21 protein-coding genes and 1 riboswitch are annotated in these 25,738 nt (G+C 74.2%); of the genes, 11 read left to right on the forward strand and 10 right to left on the reverse strand.

The annotated features are described in order from the left end of the window. Positions 1-358: 358 nt before the first annotated feature. From JJV70_RS07715 to JJV70_RS07735, 5 genes are all read right to left on the reverse strand, one after another. Complete coding sequence (locus tag JJV70_RS07715) at positions 359-568, reverse strand: DUF2277 domain-containing protein (RefSeq protein ID WP_219047008.1); 210 nt, start codon at positions 566-568, stop codon at positions 359-361. A 19-nt stretch (positions 569-587) separates the two neighbouring features. After that, the gene (locus tag JJV70_RS07720) at positions 588-1,232 is read right to left on the reverse strand and encodes an IucA/IucC family C-terminal-domain containing protein (protein ID WP_308294733.1); all 645 of its coding nucleotides are present in this window, start codon (positions 1,230-1,232) and stop codon (positions 588-590) included. Positions 1,233-1,299: 67 nt separating this feature from the next. Then, positions 1,300-1,569 (reverse strand): DUF1876 domain-containing protein, encoded by a 270-nt coding sequence (locus JJV70_RS07725; RefSeq protein ID WP_219047010.1) that lies wholly within the window; start codon positions 1,567-1,569, stop codon positions 1,300-1,302. Between the two features lie 108 nt (positions 1,570-1,677). After that, positions 1,678-3,168: a glycine hydroxymethyltransferase gene (locus JJV70_RS07730; protein ID WP_219047011.1), complete on the reverse strand. Its 1,491-nt coding sequence runs from the start codon at positions 3,166-3,168 to the stop codon at positions 1,678-1,680. Positions 3,169-3,198: 30 nt separating this feature from the next. Continuing rightward, a riboswitch (ZMP/ZTP riboswitch) is annotated at positions 3,199-3,294 on the reverse strand. A 61-nt stretch (positions 3,295-3,355) separates the two neighbouring features. Continuing rightward, positions 3,356-3,592: a hypothetical protein gene (locus JJV70_RS07735; RefSeq protein ID WP_219047012.1), complete on the reverse strand. Its 237-nt coding sequence runs from the start codon at positions 3,590-3,592 to the stop codon at positions 3,356-3,358. A 298-nt stretch (positions 3,593-3,890) separates the two neighbouring features. Here JJV70_RS07735 and JJV70_RS07740 point away from each other — a divergent pair, with 298 nt between their 5' ends. Then, on the forward strand, positions 3,891-4,313 hold the full coding sequence (locus tag JJV70_RS07740; RefSeq protein ID WP_219047013.1) for an HIT family protein: 423 nt from the start codon (positions 3,891-3,893) through the stop codon (positions 4,311-4,313). Positions 4,314-4,346: 33 nt separating this feature from the next. Here the strand turns inward: JJV70_RS07740 and JJV70_RS07745 are convergent, their stop codons facing one another. Beyond that, positions 4,347-5,891, reverse strand: a complete 1,545-nt coding sequence (locus JJV70_RS07745; protein WP_219047132.1) for an ATP-dependent DNA ligase — start codon at positions 5,889-5,891, stop codon at positions 4,347-4,349. A 240-nt stretch (positions 5,892-6,131) separates the two neighbouring features. On the opposite strand from JJV70_RS07745, the gene JJV70_RS07750 reads away from it, so the two are divergent. The 5 genes from JJV70_RS07750 (at position 6,132) to JJV70_RS07770 (ending at position 11,825) form a co-directional block, all read left to right on the forward strand. Then, positions 6,132-6,626, forward strand: coding sequence for a DUF309 domain-containing protein (locus tag JJV70_RS07750; protein ID WP_219047014.1), 495 nt, complete (start codon positions 6,132-6,134; stop codon positions 6,624-6,626). Between the two features lie 463 nt (positions 6,627-7,089). Then, on the forward strand, positions 7,090-7,680 hold the full coding sequence (locus JJV70_RS07755; RefSeq protein WP_219047015.1) for a hypothetical protein: 591 nt from the start codon (positions 7,090-7,092) through the stop codon (positions 7,678-7,680). Between the two features lie 40 nt (positions 7,681-7,720). Then, positions 7,721-9,139 (forward strand): hypothetical protein, encoded by a 1,419-nt coding sequence (locus tag JJV70_RS07760; RefSeq protein ID WP_219047016.1) that lies wholly within the window; start codon positions 7,721-7,723, stop codon positions 9,137-9,139. Beyond that, positions 9,136-10,242: a DUF917 domain-containing protein gene (locus JJV70_RS07765; protein ID WP_219047017.1), complete on the forward strand. Its 1,107-nt coding sequence runs from the start codon at positions 9,136-9,138 to the stop codon at positions 10,240-10,242. The genes JJV70_RS07760 and JJV70_RS07765 overlap by 4 nt, the downstream gene beginning before the upstream one ends. Then, a complete protein-coding gene (locus tag JJV70_RS07770) occupies positions 10,239-11,825 on the forward strand; it encodes a CdaR family transcriptional regulator (RefSeq protein ID WP_219047018.1) in 1,587 nt (528 codons plus the stop codon). Before JJV70_RS07765 ends, JJV70_RS07770 begins: the two co-directional genes overlap by 4 nt. Here the strand turns inward: JJV70_RS07770 and JJV70_RS07775 are convergent. Both JJV70_RS07775 and JJV70_RS07780 read right to left on the reverse strand, forming a co-directional pair. Continuing rightward, on the reverse strand, positions 11,766-13,532 hold the full coding sequence (locus tag JJV70_RS07775; protein WP_219047019.1) for a hydantoinase B/oxoprolinase family protein: 1,767 nt from the start codon (positions 13,530-13,532) through the stop codon (positions 11,766-11,768). The genes JJV70_RS07770 and JJV70_RS07775 overlap by 60 nt on opposite strands. Beyond that, a complete protein-coding gene (locus JJV70_RS07780; protein ID WP_257573577.1) occupies positions 13,529-15,577 on the reverse strand; it encodes a hydantoinase/oxoprolinase family protein in 2,049 nt (682 codons plus the stop codon). The genes JJV70_RS07775 and JJV70_RS07780 overlap by 4 nt, the downstream gene beginning before the upstream one ends. 341 nt (positions 15,578-15,918) lie before the next feature. On the opposite strand from JJV70_RS07780, the gene JJV70_RS07785 reads away from it, so the two are divergent. The 4 genes from JJV70_RS07785 to JJV70_RS07800 all read left to right on the forward strand — a co-directional run bounded on the left by JJV70_RS07785 (position 15,919) and on the right by JJV70_RS07800 (position 19,259). Further along, positions 15,919-16,494 (forward strand): ImmA/IrrE family metallo-endopeptidase, encoded by a 576-nt coding sequence (locus tag JJV70_RS07785; RefSeq protein ID WP_219047020.1) that lies wholly within the window; start codon positions 15,919-15,921, stop codon positions 16,492-16,494. A gap of 3 nt (positions 16,495-16,497) precedes the next feature. After that, positions 16,498-17,709: an MAB_1171c family putative transporter gene (locus JJV70_RS07790; RefSeq protein ID WP_219047021.1), complete on the forward strand. Its 1,212-nt coding sequence runs from the start codon at positions 16,498-16,500 to the stop codon at positions 17,707-17,709. A gap of 111 nt (positions 17,710-17,820) precedes the next feature. Then, a complete protein-coding gene (locus JJV70_RS07795; RefSeq protein ID WP_219047022.1) occupies positions 17,821-18,762 on the forward strand; it encodes a DNA-binding protein in 942 nt (313 codons plus the stop codon). Positions 18,763-18,764: 2 nt separating this feature from the next. Beyond that, the gene (locus JJV70_RS07800) at positions 18,765-19,259 is read left to right on the forward strand and encodes a DUF3574 domain-containing protein (RefSeq protein ID WP_219047023.1); all 495 of its coding nucleotides are present in this window, start codon (positions 18,765-18,767) and stop codon (positions 19,257-19,259) included. A 90-nt stretch (positions 19,260-19,349) separates the two neighbouring features. Here the strand turns inward: JJV70_RS07800 and JJV70_RS07805 are convergent, their stop codons facing one another. After that, positions 19,350-20,318 (reverse strand): SDR family oxidoreductase, encoded by a 969-nt coding sequence (locus JJV70_RS07805; RefSeq protein WP_219047024.1) that lies wholly within the window; start codon positions 20,316-20,318, stop codon positions 19,350-19,352. A 503-nt stretch (positions 20,319-20,821) separates the two neighbouring features. Between JJV70_RS07805 and JJV70_RS07810 the strand changes: the two genes are divergently transcribed. Beyond that, positions 20,822-23,092, forward strand: coding sequence for a catalase (locus JJV70_RS07810; RefSeq protein WP_219047025.1), 2,271 nt, complete (start codon positions 20,822-20,824; stop codon positions 23,090-23,092). Between the two features lie 200 nt (positions 23,093-23,292). On the opposite strand, the gene betT is transcribed toward JJV70_RS07810, so the two are convergent. After that, complete coding sequence (gene betT, locus JJV70_RS07815; RefSeq protein WP_219047026.1) at positions 23,293-25,422, reverse strand: choline BCCT transporter BetT; 2,130 nt, start codon at positions 25,420-25,422, stop codon at positions 23,293-23,295. Positions 25,423-25,738 lie beyond the last annotated feature (316 nt).

The following is a 25,738-nucleotide window of genomic DNA, read 5'->3' on the forward strand; positions in this document are numbered from 1 at the left end:
CCGTGGCTGATGTGAGCCCAGGAAGTTACGTTCCGTGTTCTCGTCCCCTCCCGCGACGAAGCCGCGAGGCGCCCCAGTTCCGGCTGCGCCCCGGCCCCACCGCCGTCTCTCCCGCCGCTCTGCGCCGGGCGTGCGCGCGGTACTCGGACGGGTGGTGAAGGGCTCGTGCGGCGCCGATCACGTGGACGTACCGACAGGCGGTGCGCATCCCAGATGGCCGTGCGTTCGTCTCAGCCCCGCCCCTTTGCCCGGGGAAGGCCCCGTTCCCCTGCGTTCCCCCGACGACCTCCCCGTCATGCCTTCGGGCATGCCCTCAGATACCGGAGGCGGGGGACAGCCCAGGAGGGGTGGGCCGTGGCTAGCCGCCGCGGACGCGCAGGTCCGCCAGCAGTCGCCGCGTCGCCGCCGTCACCTCCGCCACCGCGCGGTCGAACGCGGCCGCGTTGTGCGCGGCGGGCGCGCGGAAGCCGGAGACCTTGCGGACGTACTGGAGCGCGGCTGCCCGCACGTCCTCCTCAAAGACCTGCTCGGTGTACGGCGGACGCAGCGTCTTGATACTTCGGCACATACTCCCGACGGTACGCCGCTCACCGCCTCGGCGGCGTTGTGAAACAGCAGTCCCCGCAGACACTGCCGCCGGGCGCCCGGTAGTACAGGCAGCAGGTGGAGCGCCGGAACCCGCCCGGGCCGAGCTGTCCGGTACCGGCCAGCGGCGGCGCGGCCAGCAGGTCAGCGACCCACGTCTCCGCCCGCGCCGGGCGGCCCAGCTGGATGAGCGCACCGGCGAGCGCGGAGGCGGCGTTGCCCCACAACAGCCGGGCGGAGACGCGCACCTCCGCCCGCGTCGCCGCGAGGAGCGGCACCAGGTGAGCGTCCAGCACCGTGGCTCGCAGGTGCGTCACGGGGTCCGCGGGCGGCGGCACCGGCGCGGCGGGTGTCAGCCACAGATCGTCCGGGGTGCTGTGGGACGGGTCCCAGCGCAGCAGCGCGGGGGAGAGGTCGGGCGGCGGTTCGCCGCGCACGCAGGGGGCCAGCGTGATCGACCACAGGCGCGCGGCCAGCCCCAGGTAGGCGATGGACGCGGCCACGCGCGGCTCCGGTGCCCCCAGCCGCGCACCCACCAGCGCGAGGCGCGACCGCAGCGGTCCGGCGGCCCCGGCGTACAGCTCGGCGAGCGGGCGGGCGGAACCGTCCGGCGGGGGGCCGGAGCGCAGCGCGAAGAAGCCTTCCACGCCGCGCACCCTACGCGCCGCCCAGGCCGGCGACGGCGCGCGGGGTCACCGCACCCGCTCAGCGGGTTCAGCGCACGAGGTGCGCGGGCTCGTGGGTGACAGCCTCGATCTCGTGCCCGGCCTTGGCCAGCAGCTGGTGCGACAGGTCGCGCAGCGCCCGGGCCGCGGCGATCTCCTCGCCCACCTTCTGCTGGGCCGGGTCGCTGGGGTAGCGGTCGGCCCGGCCGTGGGACTTGAGCTCGCTGCCGTCCTGCAGCCGCATCAGGCAGGAGGCGCGGGTCTTGTCGCCGTCCTCCCAGAACTCCATCTCGATATTCATCCCGACGATCGTTTCCATGGGACTCACCTCCACCGCGTGGTCCTTCCAGGGTGCGGCATCCCCGGGCGGCGGGCTACTCCAGCCGGGGCAGCGCGACCCCCTGCGCGTCGGGCGAGCCGGGCCGGGTCAGGACAGGTCCACGCCCGGGTAGAGCGGGTACCCGGCCAGCAGGTCGGCGGCGCGGCCCCGCACCTGGTCAGCGACGCCCTCGGTGAGGGTGTAGCGCGCCTTGGAGGTGCCCTGGGGATCGGTGCGGCCGAGCACCGTGTGGATGAGGTCGGCCACCTCGTCCATCTCCGGCTCGCCCAGACCGCGGGTGGTCAGGGCCGGGGTGCCGATGCGCACCCCGGAGGTGTACCAGGCGCCGTTGGGGTCGGCGGGGATGGCGTTGCGGTTGGTGACGACTCCGGCGTCCAGCAGCGCGGCCTCGGCCTGGCGGCCGGTGAGCCCGTAGGACCCGGCGACGTCGAGGAGCACCAGGTGGTTGTCGGTGCCGCCGGTGACCAGGCGGGCGTCGCGGCGCCGCAGCCCGTCGGCCAGTGCGCGGGCGTTGTCCACGACGCGCTGGGCGTAGTCGCCGAACTCCGGCTGCCGCGCCTCGGCGAGGGCGACCGCCTTGGCGGCCATGACGTGGGGCAGCGGGCCGCCCAGGACCATGGGGCAGCCACGGTCCACCTGGTCGGCGAGGCTGTCGTCACACAGCACCATGCCGCCGCGCGGGCCGCGCAGGGACTTGTGCGTGGTGGTGGTGACGATCTGGGCGTGCGGTACCGGATCGAAGTCGCCGGTGAGGACCTTGCCCGCGACGAGTCCCGCGAAGTGCGCCATGTCAACCATGAGCGTGGCCCCGACCTCGTCGGCGATCTCGCGCATGATCCGGAAGTTCACCAGCCGCGGGTACGCGGAGTACCCGGCGATGAGGATGAGCGGCCGGAACGCGCGGGCGGCGGCGCGCACCGCCTCGTAGTCCAGCAGGCCGGTGTCCGGATCGGTGCCGTAGGAGCGCTGCTCGAACATCTTGCCGGAGATGTTGGGCCGGAATCCGTGGGTGAGGTGACCGCCGGCGTCCAGCGACATGCCCAGCATGCGCTGGTTGCCGAAGGCCCGGCGCAGCTCGGCCCAGTCGGCCTCGGCGAGGTCGTTCACCTGGCGCACGCCCGCCTTCCGCAGCGCGGGCGCCTCCACGCGCTGCGCCAGCACGGCCCAGAAGGCGACCAGGTTGGCGTCGATGCCTGAGTGCGGCTGCACGTAGGCGTGGCGGGCGCCGAACAGCTCGCGGGCGTGCTCGGCGGCCAGCGACTCGACGGTGTCCACGTTGCGGCAGCCCGCGTAGAAGCGGCGGCCGATGGTGCCCTCGGCGTACTTGTCGCTGAACCAGTTGCCCATGGTCAGCAGTACGGCGGGGGAAGCGTAGTTCTCGGAGGCGATGAGCTTGAGCGAGGCGCGCTGGTCGGCGATCTCCTGCCCGATCGCGTCGGCGACGCGGGGCTCTACGCCACGGATGACCTCCAGCGCGGTGCGGTAGGCGACGGTCTCCGGGGTGGCGGCGTCCGCCGGTGCCCAGCGGGCATCCGGCGCGGACGCGGACGACGGGGAGGAGGGGAAGGGGGTGGCCACGGGAACCTCCAGGAGGCGGCGGGAACGTGCTCCGGCGGCCCAGGCGCGCGGCAGCACACATCAGCGTTGATGGAGCCGCTCCCCAATGGTCAGTCCCATTTCCTCGCGCCAGTCACGGCTCGCGACCGAGCGTACCAAGCCCGCCTGGGGCCCGCCCCGCACGCCGTGTCCCCGAACGCGGGCCGCGTCAGGCGTGGTCGACCAGACTGGCGTGACCCTGCACCCGGGCACAGTGCGCGCAGCAGAAGAACTGGCCGTCCGACTGGACGCCGTGGCCGAGAATCCGGCACGAGCAGTTCTCGCAGACCGGCGCCATGCGCTGGGCCATGCACTCCAGGCTGTCGAAGACGTGCACCGCGCCGCCCTGGGCGTGGACCTCGAAGGACATCTCGTACTCGTTGCTGCAGACCTCACACACGGCCATGGCGCCCGTCACTCCTCGCGTAGGGGCGCGGGCCCCCTTGCCGGACCCGCGCCCGCCCCAGCATGGCCGTGGCCGCGCGGACCCGCCGCCACGACGCGAGAGCCGCCCACCCGCACCACCCCATAGGTCTATGCCCCTACCCCATCCGGCAGGCGACGCGCTCCACCCGGACCTCCGGTCCCCGGCCCACACCCGGAACGCCGTGGCTGACCCTGCCCAGCCCCGCCACCGAACCGGCCGCGACGGGGGTGCGGGCGCGCCCCGTCCGGCCGCGTGACACGCAGGGCAGACTGAGCGCATGAGCTGCCTGTTCTGCCGCATCGTCCGCGGCGACGAAGCCGCCCACCACGTGTACCAGGACGAGCACACCACCGCCTTCCTCGACGTCCGCCCCCTGTTCCCCGGCCACACCCTCCTCGTGCCGCGCACGCACCGCGAAACCCTCACGGACCTCGCCCTGGAGGAAGTGGGCCCCGTGTTCGCCGCCGTGCAGCGCGTCGCCCGCGCCGTCCAGCGGGCGATGGACGCCACTGGCACCTTCGTCGCCGCGAACAACCACGTCAGCCAGTCCGTGCCGCACTTCCACGTGCACGTCGTCCCGCGCAACCCCAAGGACGGCCTGCGCGGGTTCTTCTGGCCGCGCAGGCCGTACGCCGACGACGCCGAGGCCGCCGACGTCGCCGCCCGCATCCGCGCCGCGCTCACCGAACCGCCATCGTGAAGGCCGGGCCGGACAGCGAAACCCTGGGGACACCTAATCCGGCCCCGGAGCGTACGCGCGTACCGTCTCCACGGTGTCCGCGTCCCCGGGCCGCTTGTCCTCGCGGTACCGCAGGACGCGGGCGAAGCGCAGCGCCAGTCCCTCCGGGTAGCGCGGCGAGCGCTGGACGCCGTCGAAGGCGATCTCCACCACCAGCTCCGGACGCACCCGTACGCCCCACGGCTCGTGGGCTACGGCCAGTTCCCCCAGCCGCTCGGTCTGCCAGGCGAGCAGCACATCGGTGAGTCCCTTGAAGGTCTTGCCCAGCATGGCGAAGGAGCCGTCGGCGCGGCGGGCGCCCAGGTGGAGGTTGGACAGCTTGCCGGTGCGCCGGCCGTGTCCCCACTCGGCGGCCAGCACCACCAGGTCGAGGGTGTGCACGGGTTTGACCTTCAGCCACGCCGCGCCCCGGCGCCCGGCGCTGTAGGCGGAATCCAGCGCCTTGACCACCACGCCTTCGTGTCCGTGGGCGAGGACGTCCTCGGTGAAGGCGCGGGCGGCGGCGCGCTGCTGGCCGTCGGCCGGGTCGGGCACCGCGTGCCGGCGTACCCGCAGCGGTGCGGGGACGAGGCGTGCCAGCTCCGCGTGCCGCCGCTCGGCGGGCTCGTCCAGCAGGTCGCGGCCGCCGAGGGCCAGCAGGTCGAAGAAGACAGCCGAGACCGGCAGCGCGGTGCGGGCGGTGGCCACGTCGGTGCGGGAACCAACACGGGCGGCGATGTCCTGGAATGGCCGGGGGCGCCGCGTCTCGTCCAGCGCGATCACCTCACCGTCCAGGACGGCCTGGTCCACGGCCAGCTCCCGGGCCGCGCCGACGACTTCGGGCAGCCGCTCGGTGATCTCGTCCAGCGTGCGGGTGTAGACGCGGACGTGGTCGCCGTCGCGGTGCACCTGCACCCGGATGCCGTCGAGCTTTTCCTCCACGGCACACGGGCCGAGCCGGTCCAGTGCCTCGTCCACCCCGGCGGCGGTCTGCGCGAGCATCGGCTGTACCGGGCGGCCGACGGTGAGCCGGAAATCGGCGAGCGCGGCGGGGCCGTGGCCGAGGAGCGCCTCGGCCACGGCGCCCAGCGACCCGCCGAGCATCACCGCGCGCCGGACCTCGCCGGCGTCGGCCCCGCGGGCGGCGGCCAGCCCCTCCACGGCGAGCGCGTCGAGCGCGCCCTGGCGCAGCTCACCGGTGATCAGCCGGACCAGGAAGTCCTGCTCCTCCTGTGTCGCGGCGCCCAGGAGCGCGTGCAGGCGGTCGCGTCGTTCCGCTTGCGCGCCCTTGCCGGAGACGGCGGCGATGCCGTCCAGCGCCGCGTGCACCTCACCGAGCGTCAGGCTCGGCGCGGCGGCGGGCGGCACGGACTCGGCCAGCGTCCGCCAGCCGACCCCGATGCGCCGCTGCGGCAGCCGTCCGGCCAGGTAGGTGACGGCGACGGGCGCCTCGGCGGGCTCGGCGGCCCGGAACAGCCCGGCCAGGTGGGCCACCTTCGCGGAGCGCGCGGAGGTAGCCGCCACGGCGCGGGACGTGCGGGCCAGATCGGCGAGCAGCATGGCCCCATCCTCGCGCAACGCCCGCCTCCTTGCCCGTGCGGACCACCTGTGGCGCACAGCGCGTCCCCCAGGGCCGCGCCCGCCTCGCCCGTCCGCCGCTCACCCCGCGCCCTTCCGCCTGCGGCAGAGGTGTGCGCGTCAGGTTCCGGGGATACCTCGTAGGCTCATCGGTGGACCGGAGGTCAACCTCGGGCTGGCACGCGTGCTGGACCGTATCGAGGTGCTGGTGGAGGAGTGCGCATGGCTGACACCCCACGGCGGAGCCGCGCCCGGGACCGGGACGCGGAAGGGCGTGCCCGCAACGCCCGGCCGCGCGACGGCCTCGGTCGCCCCCTGCCCTACGGCAGCCCCGGTGTCGAGCGGCAGGCGGAGGGCGTGGTGCGTACCCCGGCGCAGGCCCTGGCGGAGGCACAGCGCCTGCTGGACGCCGGGCGGCCCTTCCACGCGCACGAGGTGCTGGAGGACGCCTGGAAGGCGGGGCCGCCCCAGGAACGGGAGCTGTGGCGCGGCCTGGCCCAGCTGGCCGTCGGCGTGACGCACGCGGCGCGCGGCAACCCCACCGGTGCGGCCGCCCTGCTGCGGCGCGGCGCGGCTTCCATCGAGCCGTACGCCGCCGCACCGCCGCACGGGGTGGACGTGGCCGGGCTCAGCGCGTGGGCGGCGGCACTGGCCGGGGAACTACCGGGGGCGGCCGCGCCGTCCGCCGCCCGGGTGGCGCCACGGCTGCGCGGGTGACAGGTCGGGGGCGGGGCGCGGCGAAGGACGAGCGTCGTAACGGTTCCCGTTCTCCCCGTCACGGATGGTGCGGACGGTTGACGCTGTTTTGTAACCGCTGGTAACGCCTGTTGAGCTGCACTGGAGGCCGGGGAGCCGGGGTGTGCTGCGGCCATCCTGGGCGCCGCGCCCACTCCTGCCCATCTCACCTGTGCACGGTGCACAGGCGGCGGGTTCGGCATCCCACTAGCGTCCGGTCTCGTCCGTGCACCACCTACGCCTGTGCACGGCACGCCCGTGCACCACACACGCGCCGCCGGACCACCGTCACCCGCGGGCTGGCCGCGCTCGCACCGCTGGGGGCCGTTATGCAGAGGGTGGTCGAGCCGTCACCGTATCGCCGTACGCGCCGCGAGGGAACAGGACCGTGGGGCGCCCCCAGACGGTCCGTCCGGGCGGACCGTCTGCCGCGGGGCAGCCTCTCATGAGGACCGCGTCGCCTTTACCGTGGCATGTTCTGTTCGGCGAGGCACCGCCGCCAGAATTGCGCGGCTACCAGGGCAGCGTCGTGCAGGCCCCCCGGGGCAGCGCGCTGGAGGCCCTGCAGGCCATGCGGCAACACGGCGCCGGTGTCGGCGCGCTGCTGGTCTGCCTCGTGCACGAACTGGCCCATGTCCCCATCGCGCCCGAGGACGGCCCCTGGCAGTGGCCGCCGCCCAGCGCGCTGTGCCGCCGCCGGATAACCCGGTGCAGCTCCGGGGACGGTAGTGCCCTGGACTACCGGCCCTGCACCGCCCGCTTCTGGCTCCGCCCACCCGAGACTCCCGGCGTCCTGACGGACGGTCACGCCTTCTACGACACGCTGTGCCGCGTCCGTTCCCTGCGCCGGCGTTCCCCCCAGGCCCAGTTCCCAAGGCCCGCTCCGGTGCCGTTGCCCACCCCCGGCATTCCCTACGAAGACGTAAGTCCGCAAGAATCACCCCACGGGCCACACCCGTCCCACGGGCCGGACCCGCAGCACCACCAGCACCACCCGCAGGATGTGGACGACCTGTACCACCGCTGGACGTCGTGAGGCGCGCTGCGCGCCGCCACGGCCCGTACGGAGGGAACGCATGCGCATCGGGGTCCGGCTGGACGCCCGCGAGCTCCACGCCGCACTGCTGGACGGTGACCGCGTGCACGGCGCGGCCACCGCACCCGTCAGCGGTGCGGCGTTCCCGCATGCCGCGGCCGACCGGGCGCTGCGCGGGCTGATCGCCGCCGCGGCCGCGCCCGTCACCTCCGTGACCTGGGACATCTCCGGCCGCCTCGCGGCAGCGCTCACCACCGCGACGAGCGAACGCTCAACCCACCTAGGTTCCACGAGGGGTGACGACGCGTCCGCGTGCGGTGAAGACCAGCAGGCGGCAGCCGCCGTGCGGCCGGTGGGAGCGCTGCGGCTCGTGCCCCGGCCGCCCGCCGTGCCGGCGGCGGGGGACCACCCGGCGCCCCTGGTGCGCGCGCTGGTCGCCGGCCGCGGCAGCGCACCCGGCGGCCACGACCTGTTCGGCACCGAACTGGCCCCGCTGGACCGGGCAGCAGTGCTGCGCCGTGCCGAGACCATGACGCGGGCCGGGCTGACCACGGTGGCCGTCACCGCCACCGGCGCCACCGCCCGCCCCGACCACGAACTGGAGGCCGCGGCGGCCATCCTCGACCGCTTCCCCCGGCTGCGGCTGTGCCTGTCCCACGAGACCGGCGGCCTCGGCCTGCTGGAACGCGAGGCCACCACCGTCATCAACGCGGCCCTGCTCGACCCCGCCGAGGCGCTGATATCCGGCGGTGAGCAGACCACGAAGGCGCTGCCCGGCGCGCCCGCCTGCTGGTTCGCCACCTCAGACGGCGGCCGGGTCTCCGGCCGCCGCCTCAGCTGGCTGCCCGTGCTGGGACTCGCGGCCAGCGGGGCCGCCGCCCTCACCGCCGCCGCCCGGCTGGCGGGCACCCCTGACGCCCTGGTGCTGCTCATCGCGGGCGGAGCGCTCACCGTGGGCCAGGTCCGCGAGGGGCTGCCGCACGTGGAGGCCGACCTGCCCGGCGTCGAGGGCGTCCGCATCGCCGCGCCCCAGCCGGTGCTCAGCACCGCGCCCGCCCGCTGTGGCGGCACCGCGCTGCTGGCCGCGCGCAGCCGCCACACCGCCGACGTCATCGCCGTACAGGACGAGGCACAGGCCCGCGTGGCGGAGGACTTCCTGCGCCTGACACATGGCCAGGCCCGGTTGCTGCGCCCCGACGCCGACCTGGCCGCCGCCGGTGCCGCCTGCACCGAACCGGGCGCCTGGCTCGATCTGCTGGTGCCCGTCGGTACCGGACAGACGCTCCCGGAGGTGCAACTCCAGGCCGAACAGCGGGCGCTGGACCTGGTGGCCGCGCACGGCGCCGAGCCCGGCTCCGCCCGCATCGTGCGCTCCTCGGCCACGGCCGTCGGCTACCTGCTCATCTACCGGCTGCAGATCCGGGCGGTCAGCACCCCGGTGCCGGGGGCCGCCCCATGACGGCCCCCGGCCCCCTGCGGCACATCGCCGCCCGCGACGTGCCAGTCCTCGTCGCGGGGAACGAACTGCTCAGCTCCGGCCGCGGCGCCGGCGGTCTGGACGGGCTGGCCCTGTGCGTCGAAGCGCTGCTGGACCGCCACGGCCCGGTGCCGCTGATGCCGCTGGACGGGTTGTCACCCGACGCCCGCTGCGCCGCCGTCGGCGCCGTCGGCGGCTTCGCACCGCTGATGGAACTGCCCTTTGGCGGAGACGAGTTCGCCACCGCCGTGCGCGTGCTGGAGGACCGCACCGGGCACCCGCTGGACGCCGTCGTCGCGCTCAACTCCGCAGGCCCCAACGCGCTCGTGCCCATCGCGGCCGCCGCCGCACTCGGGCTCCCCCTGGTGGACGGCGACGGCATGGGCCGCATCCTGCCACTCATCCACCAGACCACCTACGCCCTGGCCGGACTGCCCGTCACCCCGTTGGCCGCCGTCAGCGCCGCCGGGGACAGCGTAGTGCTGACCAGCTCCACCGCCCGGGCCGAACGTCTCCTGCGCGGCCTCGTCGACGCCGCCGGCGGTCTGATGACGTGTGCCATGTACCCCGCGACGGCGGGCCAGCTGCGGCACGCGGCGATCCGCGGGTCCACCAGCCGCATCATGCGCATGGGCGAGCTGCTCACCACGCAGCCCCGCCACCCGGCCGTGCTGGCCGGGCTCAGCCGCACCGTGGGCGCCCGGCTGCTGGCCAGCGGCCGCGTCGTCGCCCTGGACCTGCCCAGCCCCACCGCCTCCGCGCAGCAGTACCCTTCGATGCCGACCAGCATCGTGGTCTCCGACCCCGCCGCGGATGGCCCCGTGGTACGCCTGGAGGCGCAGAACGAAATCCTGCTGGCGCTGATCGACGGTGCCGTGGTCGCCGCCGTACCGGACGTGGTGTGCCTGCTGGACCGGCAGGCTCTGCGGCCGGTCGGCGTGGAGGGCGTCGCCGTAGGAGACCACGTGGACGTGCTGGTCATCCCGGCCGCACCGATGTGGCACAGCGCCGCCGGGCTCGCCCTGGCCGGGCCGCGGGCGTTCGGGTTCCCGGTACGCCACCCCGACGAGGAAGGCAGTCGATGAGCCGCAGCCGGCCCTCCGGTGCGCTGACCGTGGCCGAACTGGTGCGCTTTGGCCCGCTCAGCGGTGCCCGCACCTGTGCCGAGGACCACCTGGACCGTCCGGTCACCGGTGTCAGCCTCGTCTCCGATCTCGACCAGGCCCGCCGCTGCGCCCCGCAGACGGCCATGGTGCTCCACCCGGTCGCCGCCCAGGGCAGCTGGGCGCTGGAGGCCGCTCTGCGGTTCGCCTGGGAACGCAACGCCTCCTGCGTGGTGGCGCCGGTGGCCGTCCCCATCACCGGGTCCACGCCGCAGCTCGCCGAACGGCTGCGGATGCCGCTGCTGTCGGTGGCCGATCCGCCCCGGCTCGCACTGGACCTGGCCGTCGCCATCGCCGACACCGACGCCGCCCGCGACCGGCTCATCGCCCGCTGCGCCGTCCTGTTCGGCGAACGCTCCAGCCTGCGCGGCATCGTCGGCGTCCTCAACGCGGAAGTACCCGGGGCGGTGGCCGCGCTGCGCACCCATGACGGCTACCTGCTCGCCGGACGGGCCGCCGCCGGACGCCCGCACGACGCGGCCCCCGCCGAGGGCCGCCGCGTCACCGTGCCGGTGCCGGGCCCCGACGGGCGGCCGTGGGCGGTGCTCGTGGCCCAGCTCGGCGAGTCCGCCCCCGCCTGGGCCGAGACCGTCACGACCATCCTCGAACTCGCCCGCGCCCCCCTCACCGCGGCCGGCGCCGGGCTGCGGCTGTCCCTGTCCCACCAGGCCGGGCGGGACCGGCTGCTGCTGGAGACCCTGCTGCGCGGCGACACCAGCCCGCCGCGGGAACACCCCTGGCCCGACGACGCCGGGCAGCCCGAACCCCACGCCCCGGACGGCTCCGAGGAAGCGGACGGCGGCGGACTGCCCGCCGAACAGCTCGCCCGCGAGGCGGGCTGGCCCGTGGACGGACGGCATGTGGCCGTGCGGCTCCGTCCCGCCCGCCCCGGCACCGCCGACCTCGACGGCGTCGCTCCCGGCGTCATCGCCGCCTGGCAGAGCGGCCGCTTCACCGCCCCGCTCGTGGCCGGACGCGACGGCTGGACCACCTGGTTCACCGGCAGCGACGCCGAGCACGTCGTCCGCCTGGTGCGGCGCAGGCTCGCCCAGGCCCGCATCCCGCTGCCGCTGAGCGCGGGCGTCGGCGAAGTGGGCGAAGGCGTGGAGGGGTTGCGCCGTTCCGTGCGCGAGGCCGCGCTCGCCGCGACGGCCGCCGGTCACCTCGGCCCCGGCACCGTCGAGCGGTACGGCAGCCTCGGACCGCGCGCGGTGCTGGCCGCGCTGCCGGTCACCGAGGTCGCCGCCGCCGCGCGCACCCTGCTCGCGCCGCTGCTGGACGACGCCAAGTCCGGCGTGCTGCTGGCCACGCTCGCCGCGTTCCTGGACTGCGCCGGGTCCACCGGGGCCGCCGCCGCGCGCCTGGGCGTGCACCGCAACACGGTGCTGGGCCGGCTGGAGCGCGTCCGGGCCCGGGGCGTGGACCCGGACGCGCCCGACCACCGGCTAGCCCTGCACCTGGCCTGCCACGCCCTGCTCAGCACCGGCGAAAGGGGCACCGGCTGACGCGCCGTAGACCTCGGCCGCACGGGCCGCCGAGACCTGGCCGTCCAGCACGTCCGCCCGCACCGCACCGGGGTCGCGCTCGGCCGCGTCGCCGTACCCGCCGCCGCCCCCGGTCAGGCAGCGCACCACGTCACCGGCGCGCAGCCGCACGCCGTTGCACTTCAGCAGCCGCCGTTCGTCCGGCCCCCCGGGGTTGATGATGACCTTTGGCGGCACCGCGTCCTGACCCCCCGCCAGGCCCCACGCCGGGGTCACCGAGCGCTCGAACCACAGCGACACCGTGCAGTCGGCCAGCGCCCGGTACTCGCGCACCACCCCGTTGCCGCCGCGCCAGCGCCCGGCGCCGCCGGAGTCCGGGCGGATGCCGTAGTGCGTGACCCGCAGCGGATAGCGGGCCTCGAACACCTCCACCGGCAGGTCCTTCAGCGAGCCGTTGACGTTGTTGATCAACGCGTCCTGCCCGTCCGAGCCCCGCCAGGCGCCCCAGCCGCCGAGCGTGGCCTCCAGGCTGACGTAGGGCCGGGCCACCCGCGGATCGGTGCCCGCGAACGTCACCACCATCGAGTCGCCGTGGCTGGCCGCCGCCACCCGGTCGGGCAGCGCGGGCGCCAGCGCCTTGGCCACCAGGTCGATCAGCAGCCCCAGGTGCGAGAAGTACCACTGGCACGCGGCCGGGGGCTGGGCGCCGAACACCGACCCCTCGCGCACCCGCACCTCAAGCGGCCGGAACGAACCGCCGTTGCCGGGCACCTCCGGGCTTACCAGCAGTTTGTAACCCACCCGGCACGCCGAGACCGCCTGGGCCACCCCGCAGTTGACCGGGCCGGTGGTCTGGTCGGCGGACTCGGTGATGTCGAAGGTGAGCTGCGAGCCCGCGACGGTGATGCGCAGCCGGACCGGGACCGGCGTGTCCAGGTCGATGCCGTCGTTGTCCAGAAAGCCCTCGGCCGCGTACTCGCCGTCCGGGATGGCGGCGATCACCTCGCGCTCCAGCGCCTCGGTCTGCCGGAAGATCTCATCGCGCGCCGCGCGCAGCGTCGCCAGGCCGAAGCGGTCAACGATCTCCGCCAGCCGCCGCTGGCCCATGCGGATCGTGGCGATCATGGCGTTCATGTCGCCGGTGGTCGGATAGGGGAAACGCACATTGGTGGCGATCGTGTCGATCACCCCGGGCACGTCCTCGCCCGCCTCGACGAGTTTCTGCGGACCCATGCGCAGGCCCTCCTGGAAGATGTTCACCGAGTCCGTCGACCCGCCGGGGTCCTTGGAGCCGACGTCGATCCAGTGCGCGCGGGTGGCGGTGAACCCGGCCAGCTCGCCCCCGGTGAACACCGGGCCGAAGATGGTGACGTCGTTCAGGTGCGTCCCGCCGAGGTAACTGTCGTTGAGAATCCACACGTCGCCCGGCTGCCAGCACTGGCGGCCGAACCGTTCCTCGGTGGCCTTCGTGCAGCTCTCCAGGTTCCCCAGGAAGATCGGCAGCCCGGCCGACTGCCCGAGCACCTGGTGCTCGTCGTCCAGCAGCGCCACCACACAGTCGCCGCACTCGTAGATGACCGGCGTGTAGGCCGAGCGCATGAGCGTGGCGTTCATGTCGTCGGCCGCCGAGATCACCGCGTTGCGGACGATCTCCACGGTGACCGGGTCCACCGTCGTCTCCGCCGCTGTGACCGTGCCGCTGGCCGGGCTGTTCACCGCGCTGTTCATGGGGCCTCCCTGCGGACGAGGAGCGAACCGAAGGCGTCCATCTCGACGCCGTAACTGGGGGGTACGACGGTCGTGGCCGTCGGTTCGGTGATCACGGCCGGTCCGGCGAACGCGTGCCCTGCGCGCAGGTCCTCGCGCGCGACGACCACCGTCTCCCGTTCCGCGCCGCCGAAGACCACGCGGCGCCGCCGCGCCGGGAACTGGGGGCCGCCGGCCGGTTCCAGCGGCTTGGGGGCCGCGCGCCCCAGGTCGCCCAGCGCGGTCACCCGCAGCGTGGTGAACTCAACCGGCGCGCCCGGGTTGGCGTGCCCGTACCGCTCGCGGTGCAGCGCGGCGAACCGCTCGGCGACGACATGCCGGAAGTCCGCGCGTGCCGGTTCGTCCGGGCTTTCCAGCGGCACCGTGAGGGTGTACTCCTGCGCGGCGTACCGGATGTCCAGCGCCGCCTCGGCCCGCCGGTCGGCGGGCGGCACGCCCTCGCTGTCCAGCGAGCGCAGCGCCTGCCCGGCCGCGCGGGTCAGGCGGGCTGCGAGCTCGGCGCCGTCCAGGTCGGCGTCCAGCCGGAAGTACGGCTCGGCGAAGTCGCGCCGGATCTGGGTCTGGAGCATGCCCCACGCCGACAGGGCCCCGGGGAAGCGCGGCACGACGACCTCTTCGATGCCCAGCTCCCGGGCGAGGAAGACGCTGTGCATCGGCCCGGCGCCGCCGAACGCCACCAGAGAGAAACGATTCGGCTCGATGCCCCGGGAGACGGTGATCGTGCGGATCGCCTGCGCCATCTTGGCGTTGGCTACGTCACACACACCCTCCGCCATGGCTCGCGCCGACAGCCCGAGCCCTTCCCCGAGCGTTCCCAGCGCCGCGCGGGCCCGGTCGGCGTCCAGCGGGAGCCGTCCTCCGGCGAAGGCGTCGGCGTCCAGCCGGCCCAGCACCAGATTGGCGTCGGTGACCGTCGGCTCGGTGCCGCCCCGGCCGTAGCAGACCGGGCCGGGGTCCGCGCCCGCCGAGCGCGGCCCCACGCGCAGACCTCCGGCCCGCGCGTACGCCACCGAGCCGCCGCCCGCGCCGATCGTGTGGAGGTCCACCACGCTCATCAGCACCGGCAGGCCCTCCAGCCGGGCCTCGGCCGCCACGTCCGGCTCGCCGTCCACCACCAGCGAGACATCGAAGGACGTGCCGCCCATGTCCACGCAGATCAGGTTCGGCCGCCCCAGGGCCCGGGCCAGTGCCACCCCGCCCATCGTGCCGCCCACCGGTCCGGACAGCAGCGTCTGCAACGGCCGTCTGCGCGCCGTCTGCGCGGTGATGACGCCGCCGGAGGACTGCATCACGTGCAGCGGAGCCCGCGCCGTGGCCGGGCGCTCGGCCAGCGTGGCGGTCAGCCCGGTCAGGTAGCGTTGCACCACCGGACCGATGTAGGCCTCCAGCACCGCCGAGGAGGTGCGCTCGTACTCGCGCCACTCGTTGGCCGCCTCGTGCGACAGGGAGATGGACACTTCCTCGCCCAGCTCCCGCACCAGCAGCTCCCGGGTGCGCAGTTCGTGCGCGGGATTGGCGTGGCTGAACAGGTAACCCACCGCGACGGCGGTGAACCCCTCGGCGCGGAACCGCTCGGCGGCCTTGCGCACCGCGGCCTCGTCCAGCGGCTCGATCTCCGCCCCGCCGGCGTCCAGCCGCCCGCCCACCGCGACGATGTCCCGCAGCGGCACCAGCGGTTCGGGCTTGCGGTAATGCAGGTCGTACAGCCGCTCCCGCGGGCCGCGCGCGATGTGGTAGGTGTCGGCGGCAGCGGCACTGGCCAGCAACAGCACGCGGGCACCACGGCGTTGCAGCAGCGCGTTGAGCCCCTGCGTCGTGCCGTGCACCAGGAAGCCGACCTCGTCACCGGGGCCGACGACCGACTCCAGCGCCGCGAGCACGCCCCGCGTCAGGTCCCCGGGCGTGGTCGCCGCCTTGCCCGCGCGGTAATCGCCCGTCGCCTCGTCATAGGCCACGACATCGGTGAACGTACCCCCGATGTCCATCGCCACCCGTAAGTCCCGCATGCCCGCTCCTCCCTCGGTGTGCTGGCGCCCAGGCTACGCGGGCACCGGCGGGCGGCGGGCCGCACACGGCCGGTTCCGGCCTTCCGGGCGCACCCGGCGGTGTCGGGTCCGGCGTCACCCGTGTGGCGTCGGCGCGCTCCGGTACCGGTCCGGGACGGCCCCCAGGCGTCCGCGCAGGGGGGCGGGCCCGCGCCGTGGGACCGGGTGGGCTGACCGGCGTCACACCCGGCCCACGCGCCCGGCGCCGCACGGATCACGCCGACGGCTCACGGCGGGGGCCTCATCCGCACTACGCTTGACCCACCCACGGACCCGACTCGCATCAGCCGACGGAGCACGCCATGGATGCCGGAACCTCCCGCAGGCACGAACGGCGGCGGGGACGTCACTTACGACAGCTGCGCCGGGACTGCGCGCGGACGCTCGACGCCCTGCGCATCGGCGGCGCCGACGACATCTTCGCCCTGTGCGCCGCCGTGGGCCAGCGGCGCGCCCGGCCGGTGCGCCTGGCGCCGGTCGATCTGCGAGCTACCGGCGTCTACGGCCTGTGGCTCGCCACCCACACCGAGGACGTCGTGCTCTACGAAGCCCGCACCAGCCGCCTGCACCAGGAGCACATCGTCGCCCACGAACTCGCCCACATCCTGTGCGACCACCACCGTGACGGCGGCTTAGAAGACGCCGCCGTCCGCCTGCTGTTCCCCCACCTCGACCCGGCCACCGTGCGGGGAATGCTGGGCCGCTGCGGCTACCTGGACGCCGAGGAGCAAGAGGCGGAACTGATGGCCTCACTGCTGCTGCCCCGCGTCCAGCGCCGGTCCGCCGAGGCGATGTGGGCACCGCCGCACGACGCCGCGCGCACCCTCGCCCGCATCGAGAGCGTCATCGGCCAGAACCCGGCGACGGACCGCTCCTGAGCCATGGCCTACCAGATCCTCTCCTGGGCCAGTGCCCTCGTCGGCATCGTGGCCGTCCTGTACAAGCTGCCCGGCCTGCCGCGGCACCGTGGCGACGCCGCGTACGTAGCCCTGTGCCTGTACTTCCTGTGCTCCGGTCTCAGCTTCTTCGTGGAACTGGACCACCTGCGCGGCCACATCGCCGCGTTCCTGCACTACCCGAACATCACCACGTTCCTGTGCCAGGGACTCGTCGTCGTCCTCACCGGGGCCCAGCAGGTGGTGCTCGTGCACTGGGCGCACGAGCCCGGCACCGCCCGCCGCAAGGCGCGGCGGCGCGTGCTCGGGTACGGCGGTGCCCTGGGGGTGCTGGCGGTGCTGTTCTTCTTCGTTCACCCGCCCACCCGGCTGGGCAGTGCTGAGGTCACCGTGCTGCTGAACCTGGAGAACCCGGGATACGCCGGGTACTTCGCGTTCTACCTGGCTATCTGCGCGGTGGGGCAGGTCGAGGCGGTGCGGCTCTCGCTGCGGTACGCCCGGATCGCCAACCGCTCCTGGCTGCGGGCGGGCATGTGGGCGGTGGCCGCGGGCGCCACGCTCATCCTCCTCTACTGCCTGACCCGCTATCTGCAGGTCGTCGCGCTCCACACGGGGCTGCCGGAACCGTGGCCCGACCTGTACTGGATCGCCGGGAGCATCGGCTCCATCCTCCAGGTGGTCGGCTGGACGGTGCCGTCGTGGGGGCCGCGCCTGTCGCAGGCCGCACGCTGGCTGGCCGACTACCGCGCCTACCGGCGGCTGCGTCCGCTGTGGCTGGCCCTGTACGAGGCCATCCCCGCTATCGCCCTGGACGCCCCGCCGTCCGGCCCGCTGGGCGTGGTGCCGCCGCGTGAACTGGAGTACCGGCTCTACCGCCGCGTCATCGAGATCCGCGACGGCCAGCTCGCGCTGCGCCCGTACCTGGACCCGGACCGGGTCCGTGCCGACGCCGAGCGCCTCGGCCTGCCCGAGGACACCGCGCCCACCGTCCGCGAGGCGCTGCTGCTGCGCAGCGCCCTGCGGGCCCGGGCTGCCGGGGCCCGCGCGCCCGGTGGCGCGGTCGAGCCGGTGACCCACGCACCGGACGGTGATATCAGCGAGGAGGTCGCGTGGTTGACACAGGTGGCGCGGCATTTCAAGCTCTTGGACGCCGGTCCCGCTCCAGCGGACCGGGCCCGCGTCCCGGCCGACTCCTGACGCGGACGGCCGTGGCGGTCCGCGTCAGTCCGCGACCGCCCGGGCCAGCCCCGTGCCAGCCCGCGACACCGCGTGCCCGCCCGTGCCCGTTCGCGAGAGAGGAGACCGCCCATGACCCCCGCCGCGCGTGAACTCGCCTACGCCTGCCGGGTGCGTCAGGCGACGCGCGGCGTGCTCGTGCTGGAGGCCCGCGCGGGCGCGGTCACCGCCGCCCCGGTCGCGGCGCGTCTCGCCCCGCGGTTCCTGTGCGACCCGCGCCGCCCGGCGGACGGCGGTCTGCGCCCCGGCAGCGAGGCGGGAGCCGCCCTCGCCGAGCTGACGCAGGTGGCGGGCTGGCTGCTGTTCGACGCCGAACAGCAGCGCGCGGCGCACCGTTTCAGCACGCTCGCCCTGACCCTCGCCCGGGCCAGCGGCGACCGCGCCAGCGAGCGCCTGGTCCTCGCCACCCTGGCCATGCAGGCCGCCCACCTTGGCCGGCCCGGGGCCGCACTCCGGCTCTCCGGCACGGCGCTGACCGCCCCCCGCCTGACGCCCCGGGTCGCCGCCGTCTTCCGGCTGCGCCAGGCCCAGGCCCACGCCCTCGGCGGACGGCGCGCCGCCGCGTTGCGGGCGGTGCGGCACGCCCACAGCCTGGTCCTGGACGGCCCCGCCGACCGCGACCCCGCCTGGGTGTGGTGGGTGGACGAGGTGGAGACCGCCGGCCACCTCGGCCTCACCTACGCCGCGCTCGGCGCCTGGCACCGGGCGGTGGACCAGCTCACCGCCGTCACCGGAGCGGGCGGCTTCCGCGCGCTGTTCGACGCCGAGCTGCTGGCCGCCCAGCTGCGGTGCGGGGCCTGGCGGGACGCGGCCGCCCTCGCCGCCGACCTCGCGGCACGCGCCGACCGCCTCCAGTCGGCCCGGGCGACGCGCGTGCTGCATCGCGCGCTGCGCCCCCTGCTCACCGCCCCGCCCACCGGGCCCACCCCGCCAGCCGCCGTGCGGGAGGCGGCGCACTGGCTCGACGCACACCTGCGCGTCCCGCACGACGGTACGACCGGGAGGAGCAGCTGACCGTGTCCCACGTCTCCAGCACCCCGAGCAGGAACCTCACCTGGGTCGCCCTGCTGGTCATCAGCCTCCTGGCCCTGGGCGCCGCGCTCGCCGCCCTGGGCACCAGCGCCTGGGGTGGTCCGGCGGCGCCCGCCGCCGATCCGGCGGCCGCGCGGTCCGCGCACGATGAGCGGTATGTGGAGACGCGGCTGCTGTTCGGCACCGGCCGCCATAACGGCGAACCGCCCGTCACCGAGCAGCAGTTCCGCGCCTTCGTCGATTCCGAGGTCACTCCGCGCTTCCCCGCCGGGCTCACGCTCCAGGAGGGCTACGGCCAGTGGCGGGACAAGGACGGCGACATCAACGGCGAGCGTTCCTACGAACTGACCCTGCTCTATCCGGCCGACAGCGCCGAGAAGAGCAGCGCGGCCATCGAGAAGATCCGCGAGCTGTACACGGACCGCTGGGGCCTGGAGTCGGTGGGCCGCGTCGACGAACCGGTCACCGTCTCGTGGTAAGCTCCGGCGCGGGCCCCGCACCCGCGCCGCGGGTGCCAGGCGCGGGTACAGGTGCTCTTCCCCGGCGACGGAGTGGCGCACCAGCCTCGCCTACTTGCGGCGGGCGGCCGCCGCCACGCAGGCCAGCGCGGCGCCTGCCAGGGCGGCGCGGCGCAACGCGGTGCGGCGGCGGCCGCCCCAGCCGCCGTGGACCTCGCCCGCACCCGGCGCCGGGGTGTAGAGGTTGCCGTGGCTGGGAGCCGCGGTGTGCTTGCGCGAGAGGTGCCGCCTGGCGAACTGGCGCGCCATCAGCCGCTCGGTGCGCCCGGGAGCGCAGCGGGCGTCGCGCACCAGGGAACGCCCCGCCGGACCGACCACGACCTCGCGCCGCGGCCGCTGGGCGAGGCCGACGATCGCCTTGGCCACCCGCTCGGGGCTATAGACCGGGGGCATGGCCCGCACCCGGTGCCCGGTGTAGTTGGCGCCCTGCTGGAACAGCGGGGTGTCGATGGTCGCGGGCAAGACCGTGCACACGTGCACGGTCTTCTCGCCCGCCAGCCGCAACTCCTGCCGCAGGCTGCCGCCCAGCGACCGGACGGCGGTCTTGGACATGCCATAGGCATGGGTATAGGGCTGGCTGACCTGGCCCACGACGGAGGAGACGTTGACCAGCGTGCCGTGGCCCTGCTCGCGCATCGCCCGCAGCGCCGAGCGCGCACCGTGCACGGTGCCCAGCACGTTGACGTCCAGGACGGTGCGCAGGTCCCGCAGCGGCACCTCCTGGAACGGCCCGAAGACGGTGACGGCCGCCGAGTTGACCCACACGTCGATCCGGCCGAACTCCTCCAGCGCGCGGTGCGCCAGCCAGGCCACCTCCTGATTGTCGGTGACGTCGGTGGGCACGACCAGCGTCCGCGCGCCACGGTACCGCTCGCACTCCCCGGCTGCCGCCCGCAGGGCGTGTTCCCGCCGGGCCGCCAGCACGACCGTGCAGCCCTCCTTCGCGAACGCCTTCGCCGTCGCCCGGCCGATGCCGCTGGACGCTCCAGTCACCACGACCACGGAGTTGCGCAAACCCATGCTCTGACCTCCTTGTACCGCACGGTGAGCGGGACGCGGCCCGCGCCGCCCGGCCCGGCCGGGTACCCGGCCGGGCGCCGGTCAAGCCCGGTTTCGGACGGGAGAAACCAGCGGGTTTCTCTTCCCGCCGCCTGCTGGCTCCTCGGACCGGCGACGCCCATCCGCTCCGCGACCGGCCCCGAGGGGCGCACGGAGAGCGGGCCTCGCGTGGGGTTCGGCAGTTTCGACAGGCGCCTTCGCCTCCCGGGCCTGGGCGCTGGCGCCGCACGGCCGCGACGTGCGGTGAGCGGCCGTCCCGCACCGCACCCCCCCGGACCGGGTCAGCGACGAAGACCGGCGCTCGGGAGGCACTGATCCGTGCCCGTACACCGCTGCCGGGGACGCGGCGCGGCGGGAGCGGCAAATCCGGGCCGCGCGGCCGGGTGAGTTTGTGCGCGGGCTGTTTCAGATGGGCACAGCCGGTCACTTGATGGGACGTTGCCGTATGACCTAGCGGAGGAACCATGGATAAGCCGAACCCGGTCAGGGCCGCCGCGGACAAGGTGGTCGAGGCCGTGCGCGGTTCCGACAGCACACCGGAGGTGCCGGGCGCCCCGAGCAGCGAGCCGGCCCCGCTCCAGGAGCCGACGCGGCCGCGCGGCCCGCTTCCGCCCAAGCCCGACCAGCGCGGCCCGGACACCTACACGCCCACCGGCGAGGCCACCGGGGTGGACCAGGCGGCGGTGGCGCAGACCGGCGAGCGGCTGACCACGGCGCAGGGTGTGCGGCTGCCGGACTCCGACCACTCCCTGAAGGCGGGACCACGCGGCCCGGTGCTGCTCCAGGACCACCACCTGCGGGAGAAGATCACCCACTTCGACCACGAGCGCATCCCCGAGCGGGTGGTGCACGCGCGCGGTGCCGCCGCGCACGGCGTGTTCACCGGCTACGGCACGGCGGCCAGCGTCACCAAGGCCGCCTTCCTCGCCAAGGACGTCCAGACCCCCGTCTTCGTACGCTTCTCCACCGTGCTCGGCTCGCGCGGCTCGGCCGACACCGTGCGCGACACCCGGGGTTTCGCGACGAAGTTCTACACCGAGCAGGGCACGTTCGACCTGGTCGGCAACAACATCCCGGTGTTCTTCATCCAGGACGCCATCAAGTTCCCCGACGTCATCCACGCGGGCAAACCCCACCCGGACCGGGAGATCCCGCAGGCACAGAGCGCGCACGACACCTTCTGGGACTTCGTCTCCCTGCACACCGAGGCCCAGCACCACACGCTGTGGAACATGTCCGACCGGGCTGTCCCGCGCTCACTGCGCATGATGGAGGGCTTCGGCGTCCACACCTTCCGGCTGGTCAACGCCGAGGGCACGACAACGCTGGTGAAGTGGCACTGGAAGCCGAAGGCGGGCGTCCACTCGCAGGTGTGGGAGGAGGCGCAGATCACCAGCGGCATGGACCCCGACTTCCACCGCCGCGACCTCGCCGATTCCATCGAGGCGGGCGCCTACCCGCAGTGGGAGCTGGGCATCCAGACCTTCCCCGACACCCCCGAGCAGACCTTCGAGGGCATCGACCTGCTCGACCCGACGAAGATCGTTCCCGAGGAGCTGGCCCCCGTCCAGCCGATCGGTCTGCTCACCCTCAACGCCAACCCAAGCAACTTCTTCGCCGAGACCGAGCAGGTCGCCTTCCACCCCGGCCACCTGGTGCCCGGCATCGACCTCACCGACGACCCGCTGCTGGCCGGACGCCTGTTCTCCTACCTCGACACCCAGATCACCCGCCTGGGCGGTCCCAACTTTGCGCAGCTGCCGATCAACCGGCCGCACGCGCCGGTTAACGACATGCTGCGGGACGGCATGCACCAGACCGCCGTCCACCGGGGCGTCGCGCCCTACCGCCCCAACTCCCTCGACGGCGGCTGCCCGTTCCTCGCCGGTGCGGACGCCGGCGGTTACGTGGAGGTGCCGCGTGAGATCGCAGCCGCGCACAAGGTACGCGAGGCCCCGGCGTCCTTCGCCGACCACTTCAGCCACCCGCGCCGCTTCTGGCTCAGCCTCACCCCGGTCGAGCAGGAGCACGTCATCGCCGCCTACACCTTCGAGCTGAACAAATGCTTCGAGCAGGCGATCAAGGAGCGTCAGCTGCGGGCGCTGGCCAACATCGACCCGGTGCTGTGCTCCCGTGTCGCCGCCGGTCTGGGCCTGCCCGCGCCCGGGCCGTCCCAGCCGCTGGCGGACGTCGATCCGAGTCCGGCCCTCTCCCAGGTCGGCCAGGAGTGGCCTACCGAGGCGCGCGTCATCGGCATCGTCGTCGCCCCGGGCAGCGACCTGGCCGCTGTGCGCGAGGTGCGGCAGGCGGCGCTGGACTCCGCCATGGTGCCGCTGCTCATCGCGCCCACCGGCGGCACGCTCGGCTCCGGCGACGACGCGCTGACCGTCCAGCGGACCTTCGCCACCGCCCGCTCCATCGAGTTCGACGCCGTCCTGCTCGCCGCCAACCCGGCCCCGGCGGCCGACGCGCCCGGCGCGCGGGACAGCACGTCCGGTAGCGGGGCGCCGAACCCGGTCACTGACCCGCGCGTGGTGCTGCTGGTGGATGAGGCGTACCGGCACGCGAAGGCCATCGGAGCCTGGGCGGGCGGTGCGGACGCGCTGCGTGCGGCAGGTGTCCCCGACGGCGCGCCCGGCGTCGTCACCGGCGGCAGCGGCACCGACGTCCTGCCCGAGGTGACCACGCTGCTCGCCCGCCACCGGGTCTGGGACCGCTTCCCCGCCTCGGTCTGACGCCGTGCGCCCCTGGTGGGGTGGCCCGGGCAACCCCAGCGTCCCGGCCAGGCTCTCACCGGCGGCACCGGCGGCACCGGCGGCACTCCGGCGCCCACTGACCGGGCCGGTGGACGCCGGCGTCCGCGTTCCCGCCGAGACGCCGTGCGGCGGGAGCGGGGCGGTGTCGTCGGTGGGCTCGCCCGTTACCGGCGGAGGTGTCAGCGCTCGGACTCGGGGAGGTGGACCTCCGCGGTGTCGGGACGGTGGTCGGGAAGCGCGGAGTGGGCCGTCGCCTCGCGGTGGAGGCGCAGGAACTCCAGGTGCCGCTCGTACTGGTCGAGCATGTCGGCGATGAGCTGTTCCTTGCTGTACCCCATCACGTTGTACCCCTGGCTGCCCTCCGCGAGCTGCACCTCGAAGCGCACGTAGGTGTCGTGCTGGGTGACCGAACGGGTGGCGAACGCCGGGGTGGGTGTCTCGATGGGCCAAACGCGGTAGATGAACTCGTCGCTCCGCCCGATGGGTACCATCAGGCCCACGTGCGGCAGGCCCAGCTCCTCATCCATCTCTTCGGTGACCTGCGCCTCGACGCCCTGGGCGTGCAGTTCCCCGGCGACTTCCGCGAACGCGGGGCGCACCGTCTCGTCGACGAAGCGGGCGGCGTGCCGTTTCGTCGGGAAGCTCATGGCGCGGGCGAGCCGTTGCCGCCAGTTGCGCTGGGCGACTTCGCCGCGATGCGTGGTACGGCTGGACAGCGACGACGGCAGGGTCGCCGTCAGCGCCTCGTCCCGCATGCGTTCGAGCCGCAGCGCCTTGTACAGCCCCGCGATGATCAGGAACATCACGAAGGAGAACGGCAGCCCCATGATGATCGTCGCGCTGGTGAGGGCGTCCACCCCGCCGACGAGCAGCATGGCGAGCGTCAGCAGCCCGGTCGCCCCGGCCCAGAACACGCGCATCCAGGGCTGGGAGTCGGTCAGCGGCGTCGGCAGGTGGGAGCTGAGGTTGCCGATGACCAGGGCGCCGGAGTCGGCGGAGGTGACGTAGAGCAGCAGGCCGACGAACGTCGCCAGCCCCGCGCTGAACAGTGCCCCCGGGAACTGCTCCAGCAGGCCGTAGAACCCCTGTTCCGGGAAGTTCATGGCGGTCTCGCCGAACTCCTGGTTGCCGTCGCGGATGACGCCGAGCGCGCTGTTGCCGAACACCGACAGGAACGTCAGTGTGAACAGGAACGGGATGATCAGCGTGGCGCCCACGAACTCCCGCAGCGTGCGGCCCTTGGAGATCCGGGCCAGGAACATGCCGACGAACGGCGCCCAGGCGACCCACCAGGCCCAGAAGAACAGCGTCCAGGCGTTGAGCCAGTCGGTGGGCGGGTCGAAGGCGAAGGTGTTGAGCGTCATCGACGGGAAACGGCTCACGTAGTCGCCGATGTTCATGATGAGGCCGTTGAGCAGCCGGACCGGGTCGCCGACGACGATGATGTAGGCCATCAACAGCACGGCCAGCAGTACGTTGAGCTGGGACAGCCGCCGGATGCCCCGGTCCACGCCCGCCACCGCCGAGACCGTGGCCATGACGACGGCGACGGCCACCAGTCCGATCTGGGCGGCCAGCCCCTCGTCGATACCGAACAGGAAGTTCAGCCCGTAGTTGAGCTGCACGACGCCGATGCCCAGCGAGACCGAGATGCCGAACACGGTGCCGATGATGGCCGCGAGGTCCACCGAGTCGCCGATCTTGCCGTAGATGCGGCGGCCGATGATCGGGTAGAGCGCCGAGCGGATCGCCAGCGGCAGGCGGTAGCGGAAGGCGAAGTAGCCCAGGGCCATGCCCATCAGCGCGTACATGGCCCAGCCGGTGATCCCGTAGTGGAACAGCGTCCACACCACCGCCTGCCGGGCGGCCTCGACCGTCTCCGCGTCACCCGAGGGCGGGGCGAGGTAGTTGGTGACGGGCCCGGCCACGGAGAAGAACATCAGGTCGATGCCGATGCCAGCAGCGAAGAGCATCGCGGCCCAGGCGAAGAGCCCGTAGTCGGGTTTGGAGTGCTTGGGTCCGAGTTTGATGGTGCCGTAACGTGACAGGGCGACGTACAGCACGAACACCAGGTACAGCGTCGCGGCCAGGAAGTAGTACCAGCCGAACCCGGTGGTGATCCAGTTGACCACCACCCCGATGGCGTCCTCCGCACCCTGCGGTGTGATGATCGCCCAGATCGAGACCGCGAGGATCAGTACCGAGGAGCCGTAGAAGACGACGCGCTTGAGCTCCGTCTCCCTCGACGGCCTGGCCTCGGTGAGCTCTTCCTGCGTGGGCGCGGGAGCGCCCGGTCCTTCGGCCGACACGGCTCACCCCTTCGCTAACGCCAGCGGTGGACGGCGGGCACCGGTCGCCCGGCACCCGCCAGCGGCGCCCCTCACACGCGTGGCGCGGCCAGGGCCGGGTCACGCGCACGGCAGGGCTCCGCCCCTCAACTTAGCCCCGATCCTGCCCGGCGTACCGCACGAAGAGAGCAAACGGTGCATATCGTGACCTAGTGGACGTCTTGGCGGGAGGGCGCAGTGCCCGGGGCAGGCACTGCCGGAGGTGCCGAACCCGGGCAGCGGGGCCGGGAAACCCCGGCCCCGCGTCCCGGGCGATCCGGCGCCCCGCCCGGGATCA

Source organism: Streptomyces sp. JJ66 (assembly GCF_019303495.1).
Classification (GTDB): Bacteria; Actinomycetota; Actinomycetes; order Streptomycetales; family Streptomycetaceae; genus Streptomyces.

Excerpts from the sequence above, each read along its gene's own strand:
- JJV70_RS07770 (WP_219047018.1), top strand. The coding sequence starts at position 10,239 with ATGAGCCGCAGCCGGCCCTCCGGTGCGCTGACCGTGGCCGAACTGGTG.
- JJV70_RS07805 (WP_219047024.1), bottom strand. The coding sequence starts at position 20,318 with ATGGGTTTGCGCAACTCCGTGGTCGTGGTGACTGGAGCGTCCAGCGGC.
- JJV70_RS07775 (WP_219047019.1), bottom strand. The coding sequence starts at position 13,532 with ATGAACAGCGCGGTGAACAGCCCGGCCAGCGGCACGGTCACAGCGGCG.
- JJV70_RS07795 (WP_219047022.1), top strand. The coding sequence starts at position 17,821 with ATGACCCCCGCCGCGCGTGAACTCGCCTACGCCTGCCGGGTGCGTCAG.
- JJV70_RS07780 (WP_257573577.1), bottom strand. The coding sequence starts at position 15,577 with ATGCGGGACTTACGGGTGGCGATGGACATCGGGGGTACGTTCACCGAT.
- JJV70_RS07765 (WP_219047017.1), top strand. The coding sequence starts at position 9,136 with ATGACGGCCCCCGGCCCCCTGCGGCACATCGCCGCCCGCGACGTGCCA.
- JJV70_RS07740 (WP_219047013.1), top strand. The coding sequence starts at position 3,891 with ATGAGCTGCCTGTTCTGCCGCATCGTCCGCGGCGACGAAGCCGCCCAC.
- JJV70_RS07785 (WP_219047020.1), top strand. The coding sequence starts at position 15,919 with ATGGATGCCGGAACCTCCCGCAGGCACGAACGGCGGCGGGGACGTCAC.
- JJV70_RS07725 (WP_219047010.1), bottom strand. The coding sequence starts at position 1,569 with ATGGAAACGATCGTCGGGATGAATATCGAGATGGAGTTCTGGGAGGAC.
- JJV70_RS07750 (WP_219047014.1), top strand. The coding sequence starts at position 6,132 with ATGGCTGACACCCCACGGCGGAGCCGCGCCCGGGACCGGGACGCGGAA.
- JJV70_RS07755 (WP_219047015.1), top strand. The coding sequence starts at position 7,090 with ATGAGGACCGCGTCGCCTTTACCGTGGCATGTTCTGTTCGGCGAGGCA.
- JJV70_RS07810 (WP_219047025.1), top strand. The coding sequence starts at position 20,822 with ATGGATAAGCCGAACCCGGTCAGGGCCGCCGCGGACAAGGTGGTCGAG.
- JJV70_RS07745 (WP_219047132.1), bottom strand. The coding sequence starts at position 5,891 with ATGCTGCTCGCCGATCTGGCCCGCACGTCCCGCGCCGTGGCGGCTACC.
- JJV70_RS07790 (WP_219047021.1), top strand. The coding sequence starts at position 16,498 with ATGGCCTACCAGATCCTCTCCTGGGCCAGTGCCCTCGTCGGCATCGTG.
- JJV70_RS07715 (WP_219047008.1), bottom strand. The coding sequence starts at position 568 with ATGTGCCGAAGTATCAAGACGCTGCGTCCGCCGTACACCGAGCAGGTC.
- JJV70_RS07735 (WP_219047012.1), bottom strand. The coding sequence starts at position 3,592 with ATGGCCGTGTGTGAGGTCTGCAGCAACGAGTACGAGATGTCCTTCGAG.
- JJV70_RS07760 (WP_219047016.1), top strand. The coding sequence starts at position 7,721 with ATGCGCATCGGGGTCCGGCTGGACGCCCGCGAGCTCCACGCCGCACTG.